This is a genomic window from Haloarcula pellucida (assembly GCF_014647235.1).
Classification (GTDB): Archaea; Halobacteriota; Halobacteria; order Halobacteriales; family Haloarculaceae; genus Haloarcula; species Haloarcula pellucida.
The window spans coordinates 343,233-354,909 of the sequence record NZ_BMOU01000004.1; the positions used below are offsets into that span (position 1 = coordinate 343,233).

Sequence of the window (11,677 nt, forward strand, 5' to 3'; positions counted from 1 at the left end):
GGTATCACCGGCGCCCGTTCTGCTCGACAGCGCTGGACTCGATGTAGAACGACGACTGAGACCAGTCGATTTGTGCCGCCGAGTCACACATGACGAAGAACTCGTCAATGTCCCGAATGTCGACGAACTGCGTGGCGTCACCGGGCTTGTTGGGGTGCGTCTCGGGGAACTGAAGCGTGAACTTCACCGCGTCGATGTTGTCGACGTTGCGCTGCTCGCTGATGCTGAGGTTGATGAACTGGTCGATGGACTCGACCACCTCAGACACCTTCATCGAAGTGTGATGCCCCGAGGGCTTCAGGGCGAAGAACAGCGACGTGTTGACGGGGAGCGGGTCGCCGTTGGAGTCTCGAAGGTCGGCGTAGATGGGGATACCCTGTGCCTCACCCATCGCCACGCGATTCAGCAGCCGGAGGAACTGGCCGCGGTCCGGGCCGATTTCGAGAATCGGCGTCGGAACGGGCGAACTCGGAGCGTTCTGCGAGGTCGTCACCGCGTCGGCGGTCTTGCCCTCGGCGGCGAAGAGGTCTTGCGCCATCAGTTACCCTCCATGACTCGCGTTCGGAGCGCTTCGAGCGTGTGAACCCCGCCACCGATTGCGACCTTCCGACCGGCGCCGCCGTAGATGGCGCCGCCCGCCGCGACTGTCAGGCCGTAGGCTTCGTCGGGCAGGTCCTTGCCCATCTTGTTCTCGACGCCGTGCTTCACGAGTGCCGGTGCAGCGAACCCACCCATCACGAGGGCCACGTCCGTCACGTAGTCCTCGGAGGCGAGGGTCGACATTGCATTACCAAAGTCCATGCAACCTACCGTTTTAGCACCGCTACCCATCAAGAACCGACGAAAAAGCGACTACAAACCGCTTCGGCGTGCAGTCAGTATGAAGCGGAATCCATCAACACGCGCACTACTTCGGCGTTGCTGGGTTCGCCGCCGGGCCGTTCTTCCGCGATTCGTTCACGGGTCTGCTCGAACTCCTCGCTGTCCTCGCCTCGGAGTGTGATTTGTGTCCTCATGCGGTGTACTCCGGTGGTTGCAGGTCGTTGCCCTGACTGCCGTAGTGGGTGCTGTGCATCGTCACGTTCTGTGTGTTGATACGCCGGATTTCGCCGCTGTCGTCGCTGTATATCCACTCGCTCCCGATGGTGTGGCCGTCGTCGTCCTTGAACTTCTGGAGCGACGTAGGCCGCTCTGGGTCGGACGGCACCAGTTCCCTCGGGAGATTCGCGGGCGAGGGGTTCTTTGCTGGGTCGTGTACGTCTTCGGGGTACTCGACGGAGACGCTACCGAGGTCTCCGCCCTTGAACCCGCCGAGCATCCGACTCTGGCACTGTGTCGTGATGGTCTTGTCAATCTCCGCGAGTCGTTGCGTAATCCACATCGAGGAAGTGCCTGCGCCCCGACCGGTCGTCGCTATCGACTTCAGGGCGTCGGGTAGCTTGCCCTGCTGGGGCACGACGAAGTGGGCTTCGTCGACGACCACGAGTTGGTCCCGATCGAGACGACGGGCGGCTTCGGCCACGCGGTCGCACACCTCTCGCCATTCTTCGGCTGTCAGGGAGTTGTGGCGCTCTAAGACGAGTTTCGGGTTCGAGGCCAGTACGTCGACCCATCCGGATACGGACAGGTTGCGCTCCGCCGGGCCGACTATCCAGTGCTGGGCCAGTCCGTACTTGACGAGTCCACGGTACTCCCCGCAGTAGTCCATCACCACCATGCCCTCGTAGGCGTCGGCGTTGCTCTCCATCCACGCCTGCCCGTGGTACGATTTTCCCCACCCCGACTGGGCCGCGAACAGCAGGGCGCTCACTCGTCGGTCTCCTCCTCGACGCCGACCGCTTCGAGTCGGACTGTCTCGCCCTGTGCGGTGCCGACCGTCTGCGCTTCCCCGTCGGCCAGTGCCGTCAGGTCTACCTCCGTCAGAACGGCGTGGTCGGGCCTCTCGTCGCTTCCAGACTGCGCCCGGTCTCTGGCGTTGCGCTCCACCATAGCGATGAGTGCAGCGGCCAGCAGGCCCACACCGAGTGCTTGAAGCATCTCGTCTCGGTAGATGGCGGTCATGCCAGTGCCTCCGTGTTGGCCCGCACAGCGTCCTCGGTCGCCTCGGAGGGACCGCCCAGCAGGTCGGTCAGTGCGTCGGTCGGGTTCCAGTCGACCACCACCGACTCGAACCGTTCCAGAGAGACGCCCCACTTCCCCGAAACGTGCGCGTCAGCCAGCGAGCGGTCGGAGTGCATCGCGTCGGCCCCGCTGTCTCGGTACGTCTGCGCCCACCGCTCAATCTGTGCCGTCCACTCCTCGTGAGTCATCTCGGCGTAGTTCGCCAGCGCCTCCGGGTCGTCGGCGTTGAGGTCGTCAGGAGCGCACTGCTCTATCCACACCTCGGCCAGCGACGGACCACCGGGGCCGTAGCCGTCGACCACGTCCAGTATCGCGGTGACTCGCTCTGCCTTGTCGAGTCGGTCGGCGCCGTCGTCGGGGTCGAGGCCGAGCGTGTCGCGCTGGTCTATCACGGCGCTGCGTTGCTCGGTCTGGATGGTCGCCAGTATCTCCGCCATCGCCCGGATTCGGTCGCTCTCGTGGGGGTTCTGGATTTCTGCCTTTGCCTCTCGCGCTCGCTTCAGTTTGTCGGTAATCATCGTCAGAAGTTCAGGAAGTCGCCGTTCAGTTGCTCGCTCAGTGCGTCCACTGCGTCGGTCGCCATGTCGGTCTCCGTCAGCAGGATAACCAGCACGAGGCCCGCTGTGCCGATTGCTACGGCCTTGCCGGGCGGTACGTTCTGCCCCATCCCCGCTTCGGCAAGCCACTGGTCTACGTTGTCGTCGAGTTCGACCGGCGGGGCGCGGGCCAGTTCCTCGATGTCCTCGGCGGTCTTGCCCGGCTCACCGTCTGCCGCCGCTATCTCTCCGAGGACGAGGGCCAGCATGTCGACGTACTGGTCGCCCCACGTCTCGCCGTCAGGGGCCGGCAGTTCGTCGGCCTGCTCGTCGTCGCTCTCGTCGCGGTCGTCGACGTCCTCGCTTTCGGCGCCGGCACCGGCCGTCTCTTCTACCTCGTCAGGGTCGACGCCCAGCGCGTCGAGGTCCACGTCGGCTTTCTCGTCGATCTCCACCTCTGGCACGTCCTCTTCGTCGTCGGGCTGGTCCACTTCCTCGGCATCTTCTTCGGTGTCGGCTTCGGCCGCTTCGGCGCCGCTCATTCGCCCCACCCGGCGGCACTGAAGCCGTCGCCGCTCTCGTCGGTGTCGTCGGTCGCCTCGTCCACGTCGGTCGCCTCGCTCTCTACTTCCATCGGCTCCGGCTGGTCGTCATCGCCGGAGCTACCTGCGAGGGCGATAGCGAGCAGGGCCAGACCACCGAGACCACCGAGGACCGCCTTCAGCGAGGGGCCGTTACCGCCGCTCGTGGTGCTGCTCTCGGTCCCCTGCAGTCCCTCGGTTTCGGTGGTCTCTCCGCTCTCTTCGCCGGTCGTTGTCTGTAGCTGCTGCTCGTACTCCTCTGACTGGTCCATCTCTTGCTGGTCGTTCTGCTGCTCTTCGGCCGGTTCAGCGCCCTCTTCTGCTGCTTCGCCCTGCTCGTCGTCGCCGTCCTCGTCGGGAGCGCCCTGAGCGCCCTGCTCACCGCCCTCATCAGGGCGGTTCAGCGCGCTCCTGAGTGCTTGCACGTCACTGTGTGCGTCGTCTGCCTTCGCGTTGATGTGGCGCCGGACGCTTTGCTTGCTCTTCTCGCCGTTCTCGTTGTAGTCGCACCCCTCAGCGGGGCAAGTTGGTCCTGTCATAACGTCTCCTGACCGCCTTCAGCCACCCGGAAGGCGTCGGGAACCTGCTGCTCTGTGTCCTCGGGGTCGGTGGTGCCGGCGCGCTCGTCGGCCAGCAGCCCGCCGGGGTTCTCCTCTGTCTGGTCGACCACCTCGCCCTGAGCGCGCTCGCCCTGCTCGCCGCCGGCCAACCGGGCTTGGTCGTCGGCGCGGTCGCCGCTCAAAGTGCGCTGGTCGTCGGTCTCAAGCACCGCCGACCGGTCGGTCTCCGACCCGGCGTAGTGGTCGAGCGTACGCACCTCGGGGATGGTCGCGGGCATCCCGTCGAGCGCGTCGAGCAGGGTGTGCAGCCGGTCTGGGTGCATCGCATCCTGCCCGTTCGCTTCCCGAATCCGGTTGATGGCCCGCCACGCCTGCCGGGTGTTGATGACCGCCTCTCTGGCGTCCGATAGAGCGCGCTCTATCCCGCTTAGACCGCCCTTGTAGCCGGTCCACGAGTCCCGAAGCGCACCGGCCACCTCGGGTGTCACCTCCATCTCGGGGTACTCGTCGCCGCCGACGGTCACGAGGTCCTGCTGCTCGTGGTCGGTGCCGGTCGACTCGTCGATGAACTGCGATACCTCCTCCTCGGAGTAGCCGCAGTGCTGAGTCAGGAACTCGCAGGCTTCCGGGTCGCCGTTCTCACACTCGCCCTCGATGTGGTTGCACTGCCGGTGTTGGGCCTGTCGAGCGCGCTTGCCGTACTGGTGGGCGCGTTCTTCGTCGGTCGGCCCGGCGTCGAGGCGAGTGTCTTTCTCGTCTTGCTTCGCTCGCTTCGCCGCTTCGCGGGCTTCCCCGGTCGTCGTCAGGTCCTCCGACCAGTAGGTGAGCCAGTCGCTCACACCCTCATCCAGAAACGCGCCTTTCGCCGCTCTCGCGGTCCATGTGTCGGTTTCCGAGAAGTCGATTTCGTCTTTCTCGGCGTCGGTGAGAGGCACACTGCCGCTGCTCTCGCCCGTGTCCACGTGCGAGTCATCGGCCATCAGGTGGGCGTCCTCAAGCACGCTTTCGGGCGTGCCGTTCTCCGCGAACGCGACCGTCTTCAGGCGCTTGTCGTCCTCGCTACACAGATACTCGCTGTGCTTGTCTCTCGCGGCGTCAGCGGCCGCTTTCGTCCCATACTCAATTCTCTCAGTCACTTCCGTAAGGTCCTCCGAGACAACGGACGGACCTACTAGAAATAAAACCTGTTAAGAAGTTAATAATTAAGCAAGCAATCAAAGCGATGGTGGCCGGGTGGCTACGTATCGCCCTGCTGGTCAGTAGCCGTGTCTACAGCGCGGGAGTTTCCACCGTCAGCGCGTGCAACGAAATGGTCCGAGAGGGGGCGCTGTCGTAGCGACTCGGGCAACGAGACGCCGTCGGAAGCAGGACAGTAGTGCAGTAGATACTGCACGTACTCGGGCGGGATAGCGCTGTGAACCGACTGTTCGGGCCAGTCCGTCGGGACGCTCTTTGCCTCCGCGAGTTCGCGCCGCTGGTACTCCGTGTTGTTGTAGTTGTCCCGCGTCGACATCGTCAGGTCCGGTTCGCCCCTCTCGACGGCGTGAGGGGCAGAGAACGAGGTCTCGAAGTGGCGTTCCAAGTCGAAGGGAAGGCCGAACGCCAGCCCATTCACCCGCGTCGGCTCCTCCAACTCGTCGCACCGAGGGACGTTCTCGATGATGTACTCGTCCGGGTTGATCGCCGCGACCACGTCGCGAACGTTTAACTCCTCGAAGCCGGGATACCGGCGCTCTATCTCTCCTTCGTCCCAGCCGTAGCGGGCGGCGTTGATCTGTGTGAGTGGGGTGTACCGAAGGCACGGCGGCGACATCCAGAGGATGACCGTATCGGCTTCAAGGTAATCCGTGAGTGCATCAAGAAGCCACTCCACAGCGCTCGCGTCTCCTTGGATGAACTCGCCGGGATAGTCGTCGGCGTAGTCTTCGATATCGACGCCGACGTGGTTGATCTCCAGCCCGTCGAGAGCGTGGCCGACACCTCCCCGTCCCGAGTAGAGGTCGATGACGACGACCCCGGAGCGGTCAGTCCCGCTCGCAGACTGCTCACTCATCGCCGTCACCACCTACGAGGTCGTCTTTCGGAGTGAGGGGCGGCAGGGCCACCCGGCCGTAGCTCACCGTCAAAAACGGCGTCTCGGCCAGTGGCTCAAGCACTTCTTCGCGGATGAGCTTCTTCGGCGTGTTCGGGTGGGTCTCCTGACACAGCACGCTCTCGGCCTTGTCGACGGTCATCACCCGTTTCTCGTCTCCGGCGAGAGCGAGGTACGCATCAGCGAGTTCCGGGTCTTCGGGCAGCAGGTACTGAGAGCCTTCGGAGTCGGGCAGGTACTCGTCCAGCGCGTTGCGGACCACCTTGCTCTTGGCAACGCCGTGGGAGTCGACGTATTCGACAAAACGAACACCGAGAGTGCCCGACAAGCGCGCTTCGGCGCGTTCTTCGCTCTTGTGCCGGTCGTTGCTCTCGGAGTCGCCGGGGAGTCGACTGCCGGACCCGCTCATGGGTCCCTCCTGTCCGCAGATTGGGGGTCGGCTGCGGACACAGATGAAACAGGGGTCGGAGTACCCCGCATCCGGGTGTCGTCTAACCTTGGGTTCGTTTCGAGTGGACGGTATGGTGGCGGACACCCCCCCGCACCCCACTCCGAGAGTGTGTGGGGTAGGGTCCCCGTCATCGGCATCCCTCCGTCTTCTCTCGGGCGTCGGCCAGCAGGTTGCCGATGGTACCCGCCGCGCGGTCGGTGTAGCGGGCGAACTCCCGAACGCCGAAGCTACCGAGGTCGCAGGACAGGAGCGCGTCGAGTTCAGCAGGAGTGAGTTGTTCGTAGGCGGTCGGGTCGTCGTCGAGGCGCAGCCACGATGGTGGCGCTGGGTACTCCCGGCCGGTGTCGAGGTGAGCCACGACGATGGAGCCACGGACCCACTGCCACCACAGCGAGGCGACGTGAGCGCACCAGCCGCCGTGGTACTTGTGGCCGGCGCAATCGCACTCAGCGACGAGCGTACGGCCCTTGAGCGCCCACAGAACGCGATGGAAGTCGTCGCCGTCGGACAGGCTGACGATGCGCTCGGCGTCGTTCACGGCGCCGCCGTCGTCACTCTCGCGCTGGGCGCGCTGCCACGCCGTCGACAGCGTCCAGTCGGCGGGCATCGAGAGCGTCGGCGGCCCACCGACCATGCCGGGGAGATCGTCACTGGGAGAGAACGTGCGGCTGCTCACGGCTGGCACACCCCGTTAGCGAGTGCGGGACACTCCTGTCCGACGTAGTGGATGGGGCAACCGCAGAAGTCACAGACTGGGGCAGAGTGCCCGTCAAAATCGGGGAGGTCGGTCACGCCGACCACCTCCGGAAACAGGCACAACTAGCGGATGTTGTTGCCTTTTTCTTTAAGTAGGGATGGGTTCGGGCGGATTTGAACCGCCGGCCTCCTCCATGTCAAGGAGGTGTCATAACCGACCTAGACCACGAACCCTCGCTGCCTCGTGCATCTCTTTGTTGCCGGGGGGTATAATTGAAGGTTTCGAATTCCGGACCCGCACGTCGTCTGTTGATTGTCCGCATGCGCCCGTCTGGTGGTTCCCCGATAGCCTTAAGTCAGTGTACGGATTTGTACATCACAACACGAAATAGCTCATTGGTGAATGTCATGCAGGAGTACATCGAACGCGTCACAGACGGTGAGGACTTGACACAGGACGAGGCACGGGACGTCGCGACGCTCGTCTTCGAAGAAGCGACAGAGGCCCAAATCGGCGCCCTGTTGACCGCGCTCCGGGCGAAAGGAGAGACGGAGGGCGAGATAGCCGGGTTCGCACAGGGGATGCGCGACGCCGCCCGGACCATCGAACCGGACCGTGCGGGCCTCGTCGACACCTGCGGGACCGGTGGGGACGACTACGACACGATCAACGTCTCGACGACGAGTGCTATCGTCGCGGCGGGTGCGGGCGTCCCGATCGCGAAGCACGGGAACTACTCCGTGTCCTCGTCCTCGGGCAGCGCCGACGTGCTGGAAGTGGCCGGCGTCGACGTGGACGCGGAACCGCCGGCCGTCAAGGACCGAATCGAGCGCGACGGCATCGGCTTCATGCTCGCACCCGTCTTCCACCCGGCGATGAAGGCCGTCATCGGCCCGCGAAAGGAACTCGGGATGCGGACCGTCTTCAACATCCTCGGCCCGCTGACGAACCCCGCCGACGCCGACGCGCAGGTGCTGGGCGTCTACGACCCGGACCTCGTCCCGATCATGGCCGAAGCGCTGGCCCGTCTGGACGTCGAGCGAGCGCTCGTCGTCCACGGGAGCGGCCTCGACGAGATAGCCATCCACGGCGAGACCACCGTCGCCGAGGTGACCGGCGACTCCATCTCGGAGTACAGCATCACGCCCGAGGACATCGGACTGGAGACCCACGACATCGAGGCCGTCGCCGGCGGGTCTCCCGAGGAGAACGCCGAGGACCTGCGCGGCATCGTCTCCGGCGAGGTCACCGGCGCGAAACGCGACATCATCCTCGCGAACGCCGGTGCCGCCATCTACGTCGCCGGCGTCGCCGAGACGCACACGGAGGGCGTCGAACTCGCCCGAGAGGCCATCGACTCGGGCGCGGCCGCCGAGAAGCTAGAGGACCTCGTCGGCGCATGACGCGAGTGAAGATCTGTGGCGTAACCACCCCCGAGGACCGCGACGCCGTCGTGGCGGCGGGGGCCGACGCCGTCGGCGTCATCCACGGCGTCCCCGTCGACACCCCGCGTGAAGTCGACGAGGACACCGCCGCCGACCTCGTCGAAGGGGTCCCGCCGCTGGTGACCAGCGTCCTCGTGACGATGCCGAGGACGGTCCAGGAGGCCGTCGTCCGCGTCGACGCGGTCGACCCCGACGCCGTGCAGGTCCACGACGGCCTCACGCCGCCGGAACTGGGCGCGCTCTCCCGGCGGGTCACACAGCAGATTATCGCGGTCGTCGACGCCGAGGCCGACGACCTCGACGACTACGCCGCCCACGCCGACGCCCTCCTCGTGGACTCCGTCGACGACGAGGGTGCGGGCGGCACCGGCGAGACACACGACTGGGAGCGGACCCGCGAACTCGTCGAGACTGTCGACGTGCCCGTGATTCTCGCGGGCGGTCTCACGCCAGCGAACGTCGCCGAGGCTATCGAGACAGTACAGCCGTTCGCCGTCGACACTGCCAGTGGAGTCGAGTCCAGCGGCGGGGTCAAAGACCACGACGCCGTCGAGCGGTTCGTCGCGGCCGTCGCGGCCGCCGACGCGGAGGTGTCGGCGTGACCCTCGACGTCTCCCGCGAGACGTTCCTCGAACACGCCGAGGCCGACCGGCCGGTCGTCGTGCGGGCCGCGGCCGAACTCGACGTCGACGTCGAACCGCTGGCGGCGTACGCGGCCCTGTCGGGTCGCACCAGCGACGTCGAATCGAGCGACTACACCTTCCTCTTAGAGAGCGCCGAGAAGGTCGCCTCCAGCGACCCGGACGGCGCGTTCGCCCCGGAGACCGACGACCGGCACGCCCGGTTCTCCTTCGTCGGCTACGACCCGCGAGCGGTCGTCACGGTCACCGGCGAGGAGAGCGAGGTCGAGGTGTTCGACGACCGCTACGCGGACCTCGTGACGACCGACGGCGGCGACGTCGTCGACGACCTGCGGGCGGCGATGCCCGACGTGGAACTGCGCGGGTTCCCCGAGATGGACCGCCAGCACCTCGAAGGCGGCCTCGTGGGCTTTCTCTCCTACGACGCCGTCTACGACCTCTGGCTGGACGAGGTCGGATTGGACCGCCCGGACTCGCGGTTCCCGGACGCCCAGTTCGTCCTGACGACGGCGACGCTCCGGTTCGACCACGTCGAGGAGAGCGTCGAACTCGTCTTTACCCCCGTCGTCCGCGTGGGCGAGGACGCCGGCGCGCGCTACGACGAACTCGTCGCCGAGGCCGAACGCATCGAAGCCGCACTCACCGGGGCCGAAGACCTCTCGACCGGCGGGTTCACCCGCGAGGCCGAGGTGGCCGGCCCGCAGGACGAGTACGAGGACGCCGTCGAGCGCGCGAAAGAGTACGTCCTCTCGGGGGACATCTATCAGGGCGTCATCTCCCGGACCCGCGAACTGTACGGCGAGGTCGACCCGCTGGGTCTCTACGAGGCGCTCCGCGAGGTCAATCCCTCGCCGTACATGTACCTGCTCGGCTACGACGACCTGAGTATCGTCGGCGCGAGTCCGGAGACGCTCGTCTCCGTGGCCGGCGACCGCGTCGTCTCGAACCCCATCGCGGGTACCTGCTCGCGCGGGAACTCGCCCGTCGAGGACCGACGGCTGGCCGGCGAGATGCTCGCCGACGGGAAAGAGCGGGCCGAACACACGATGCTCGTCGACCTCGCGCGAAACGACGTCCGGCGGGTCGCCGAGGCCGGGTCGGTCCGGGTCGAAGAGTTCATGAACGTCCTGAAGTACAGCCACGTCCAGCACATTGAGTCGACGGTCACGGGGACGCTGGCCGCGGACTGTGACGCCTTCGACGCCACGCGGGCGACGTTCCCCGCCGGCACGCTCTCGGGCGCGCCGAAGATTCGCGCGATGGAGATAATCGACGAACTCGAACGGTCTCCCCGGGGCCCCTACGGCGGCGGCGTCGGCTACTTCGACTGGGACGGCGACACCGACTTCGCCATCGTCATCCGCTCGGCCACCGTCGAGGACGGGGTTTCGCTCCCGGACGCCGCGCCGGACGCCGGCGAGCGGTCCAACCGCGTCACGGTGCAGGCCGGGGCCGGTATCGTCGCGGATTCGGACCCGGAGAGCGAGTACGTCGAGACCGAACAGAAGATGGACGGGGTGCTCGCAGCGCTCGAACGCATCGAGACGCCCGGCGGTGCCGTCGTCGACGCGGAGGTGGACCGATGAGCACACAGCAACCGGCCACCGACGACCTGCGTGTACTGTTCGTCGACAACTTCGATTCGTTCACCTACAACCTCGTGGAGTACGTCTCCGAACACGCGGAGACGGAGGTCGTCCGCAACACGGCGACCCTCGAAGAAGTGAGGGCGTTCGACCCCGACGCGATACTCCTCTCGCCCGGTCCGGGTCATCCGAAGAACGACCGGGACGTCGGCGTGACGATGGACGTCCTCCGGGAGCTAAGTCCGGAAATTCCGACGCTGGGCGTCTGTCTCGGCCTCGAAGCGGCGGTGTACGCCTACGGCGGCACCGTCGGTCGCGCCCCCGAACCGATTCACGGGAAGGCGTTCCCCATCGACCACGACGGGAAGGGCGTCTTCCGCGGCCTCGAACAGGGGTTTCAGGGCGGCCGGTACCACTCACTGGTCGCGTCCGAAGTGCCCGAAGCGTTCGACGTGACGGCCACGACGACGACAGCAGACGGGACCGAACTCGTGATGGGCGTTCGACACCGCGAATACCCTATCGAAGCGGTACAGTTCCATCCGGAGTCGGTACTGACCGCCGTGGGTCACGACGTCGTCCGGAACTTCCTCGCGACCGTCTAAATTGTTTGAATCCCGAGCATTCCAAGTATCCACAGTACCGTGACGGCGACGATAGCGAGGAGGACGAGGCGCCACGCCACTTTCAGCACGAATCGCCCCACGAGCAACACGAGTGCGACGAGGACGAGGCCGACGAGCAACGACGGCGGGGACCCGAGCGACCCTAGCTGCAACAGCGAGAACATATCGTCATTCACGCGAGACGGACACATATACTTCGTGGCTAGTTGGTAACTGGCCCGCACCGCAAGACGGCGACCCAGCGCGGCAATAATCGCCAGACTGCGGGACGTCTGACGCAGTCTATGCGGCCCGAAATATGGCGGGAGTGTGCCCAAACCTCCACTCGAAACCCCCGCTCG

The 11,677-nt window shown here is 65.8% G+C and carries 17 protein-coding genes and 1 tRNA gene; 4 read left to right on the forward strand and 14 right to left on the reverse strand.

The window, feature by feature from the left end; genetic code table 11:
- Positions 1-4: 4 nt before the first annotated feature.
- The 13 genes from IEY28_RS13875 to IEY28_RS13935 all read right to left on the reverse strand — a co-directional run bounded on the left by IEY28_RS13875 (position 5) and on the right by IEY28_RS13935 (position 7,271).
- Positions 5-538, reverse strand: coding sequence for a hypothetical protein (locus IEY28_RS13875; protein WP_188998784.1), 534 nt, complete (start codon positions 536-538; stop codon positions 5-7).
- On the reverse strand, positions 538-783 hold the full coding sequence (locus tag IEY28_RS13880; protein ID WP_229783144.1) for a hypothetical protein: 246 nt from the start codon (positions 781-783) through the stop codon (positions 538-540). The genes IEY28_RS13875 and IEY28_RS13880 overlap by 1 nt, the downstream gene beginning before the upstream one ends.
- 92 nt (positions 784-875) lie before the next feature.
- Positions 876-1,016, reverse strand: coding sequence for a hypothetical protein (locus tag IEY28_RS13885; RefSeq protein ID WP_166971665.1), 141 nt, complete (start codon positions 1,014-1,016; stop codon positions 876-878).
- Entirely contained in the window at positions 1,013-1,810 is a 798-nt protein-coding gene (locus IEY28_RS13890) for a type IV secretory system conjugative DNA transfer family protein (RefSeq protein WP_229783145.1), read from the reverse strand. Before IEY28_RS13890 ends, IEY28_RS13885 begins: the two co-directional genes overlap by 4 nt.
- Positions 1,807-2,061, reverse strand: coding sequence for a hypothetical protein (locus IEY28_RS13895; RefSeq protein ID WP_188998793.1), 255 nt, complete (start codon positions 2,059-2,061; stop codon positions 1,807-1,809). The genes IEY28_RS13890 and IEY28_RS13895 overlap by 4 nt, the downstream gene beginning before the upstream one ends.
- Positions 2,058-2,639 carry a hypothetical protein gene (locus IEY28_RS13900; protein ID WP_229783146.1) on the reverse strand — a complete coding sequence of 194 codons (582 nt, stop codon included), beginning with the start codon at positions 2,637-2,639 and terminating at the stop codon, positions 2,058-2,060. The genes IEY28_RS13895 and IEY28_RS13900 overlap by 4 nt, the downstream gene beginning before the upstream one ends.
- A gap of 2 nt (positions 2,640-2,641) precedes the next feature.
- Positions 2,642-3,199, reverse strand: coding sequence for a hypothetical protein (locus IEY28_RS13905; protein WP_188998796.1), 558 nt, complete (start codon positions 3,197-3,199; stop codon positions 2,642-2,644).
- On the reverse strand, positions 3,196-3,777 hold the full coding sequence (locus IEY28_RS13910) for a hypothetical protein (protein WP_188998799.1): 582 nt from the start codon (positions 3,775-3,777) through the stop codon (positions 3,196-3,198). Before IEY28_RS13910 ends, IEY28_RS13905 begins: the two co-directional genes overlap by 4 nt.
- Positions 3,774-4,934, reverse strand: coding sequence for a hypothetical protein (locus IEY28_RS13915; protein WP_188998802.1), 1,161 nt, complete (start codon positions 4,932-4,934; stop codon positions 3,774-3,776). Before IEY28_RS13915 ends, IEY28_RS13910 begins: the two co-directional genes overlap by 4 nt.
- A 101-nt stretch (positions 4,935-5,035) precedes the next feature.
- Positions 5,036-5,851, reverse strand: a complete 816-nt coding sequence (locus IEY28_RS13920) for a DNA cytosine methyltransferase (protein ID WP_188998806.1) — start codon at positions 5,849-5,851, stop codon at positions 5,036-5,038.
- Positions 5,844-6,299 (reverse strand): hypothetical protein, encoded by a 456-nt coding sequence (locus IEY28_RS13925; protein WP_188998810.1) that lies wholly within the window; start codon positions 6,297-6,299, stop codon positions 5,844-5,846. The genes IEY28_RS13920 and IEY28_RS13925 overlap by 8 nt, the downstream gene beginning before the upstream one ends.
- A 169-nt stretch (positions 6,300-6,468) precedes the next feature.
- Positions 6,469-7,017 (reverse strand): SWIM zinc finger family protein, encoded by a 549-nt coding sequence (locus IEY28_RS13930; RefSeq protein WP_338071841.1) that lies wholly within the window; start codon positions 7,015-7,017, stop codon positions 6,469-6,471.
- Positions 7,018-7,196: 179 nt separating this feature from the next.
- Positions 7,197-7,271: transfer RNA gene (locus tag IEY28_RS13935), tRNA-Val, on the reverse strand.
- Positions 7,272-7,445: 174 nt separating this feature from the next.
- On the opposite strand from IEY28_RS13935, the gene trpD reads away from it, so the two are divergent.
- Genes trpD through trpG form a run of 4 tightly spaced genes read left to right on the forward strand, consistent with a single transcriptional unit; the run spans position 7,446 to position 11,315 of the window.
- Positions 7,446-8,441 carry an anthranilate phosphoribosyltransferase gene (gene trpD / locus IEY28_RS13940; RefSeq protein ID WP_188998814.1) on the forward strand — a complete coding sequence of 332 codons (996 nt, stop codon included), beginning with the start codon at positions 7,446-7,448 and terminating at the stop codon, positions 8,439-8,441.
- On the forward strand, positions 8,438-9,085 hold the full coding sequence (locus IEY28_RS13945; protein ID WP_188998817.1) for a phosphoribosylanthranilate isomerase: 648 nt from the start codon (positions 8,438-8,440) through the stop codon (positions 9,083-9,085). Before trpD ends, IEY28_RS13945 begins: the two co-directional genes overlap by 4 nt.
- Positions 9,082-10,710 (forward strand): anthranilate synthase component I, encoded by a 1,629-nt coding sequence (gene trpE / locus IEY28_RS13950; RefSeq protein WP_188998824.1) that lies wholly within the window; start codon positions 9,082-9,084, stop codon positions 10,708-10,710. The genes IEY28_RS13945 and trpE overlap by 4 nt, the downstream gene beginning before the upstream one ends.
- Positions 10,707-11,315, forward strand: coding sequence for an anthranilate synthase component II (gene trpG, locus IEY28_RS13955; protein WP_188998827.1), 609 nt, complete (start codon positions 10,707-10,709; stop codon positions 11,313-11,315). The genes trpE and trpG overlap by 4 nt, the downstream gene beginning before the upstream one ends.
- Here the strand turns inward: trpG and IEY28_RS13960 are convergent.
- On the reverse strand, positions 11,312-11,500 hold the full coding sequence (locus IEY28_RS13960; protein ID WP_188998830.1) for a DUF8029 family protein: 189 nt from the start codon (positions 11,498-11,500) through the stop codon (positions 11,312-11,314). The two genes, trpG and IEY28_RS13960, sit on opposite strands and share 4 nt — an antisense overlap.
- Positions 11,501-11,677 lie beyond the last annotated feature (177 nt).

Coding starts and splice junctions, on each gene's coding strand:
- IEY28_RS13885 (WP_166971665.1), bottom strand. CDS start 1,016: ATGAGGACACAAATCACACTCCGAGGCGAGGACAGCGAGGAGTTCGAG.
- IEY28_RS13875 (WP_188998784.1), bottom strand. CDS start 538: ATGGCGCAAGACCTCTTCGCCGCCGAGGGCAAGACCGCCGACGCGGTG.
- IEY28_RS13900 (WP_229783146.1), bottom strand. CDS start 2,639: ATGATTACCGACAAACTGAAGCGAGCGCGAGAGGCAAAGGCAGAAATC.
- IEY28_RS13960 (WP_188998830.1), bottom strand. CDS start 11,500: ATGTTCTCGCTGTTGCAGCTAGGGTCGCTCGGGTCCCCGCCGTCGTTG.
- trpG (WP_188998827.1), top strand. CDS start 10,707: ATGAGCACACAGCAACCGGCCACCGACGACCTGCGTGTACTGTTCGTC.
- IEY28_RS13910 (WP_188998799.1), bottom strand. CDS start 3,777: ATGACAGGACCAACTTGCCCCGCTGAGGGGTGCGACTACAACGAGAAC.
- trpD (WP_188998814.1), top strand. CDS start 7,446: ATGCAGGAGTACATCGAACGCGTCACAGACGGTGAGGACTTGACACAG.
- IEY28_RS13895 (WP_188998793.1), bottom strand. CDS start 2,061: ATGACCGCCATCTACCGAGACGAGATGCTTCAAGCACTCGGTGTGGGC.
- IEY28_RS13880 (WP_229783144.1), bottom strand. CDS start 783: ATGTCGACCCTCGCCTCCGAGGACTACGTGACGGACGTGGCCCTCGTG.
- IEY28_RS13925 (WP_188998810.1), bottom strand. CDS start 6,299: ATGAGCGGGTCCGGCAGTCGACTCCCCGGCGACTCCGAGAGCAACGAC.
- IEY28_RS13945 (WP_188998817.1), top strand. CDS start 8,438: ATGACGCGAGTGAAGATCTGTGGCGTAACCACCCCCGAGGACCGCGAC.
- IEY28_RS13905 (WP_188998796.1), bottom strand. CDS start 3,199: ATGAGCGGCGCCGAAGCGGCCGAAGCCGACACCGAAGAAGATGCCGAG.
- IEY28_RS13920 (WP_188998806.1), bottom strand. CDS start 5,851: ATGAGTGAGCAGTCTGCGAGCGGGACTGACCGCTCCGGGGTCGTCGTC.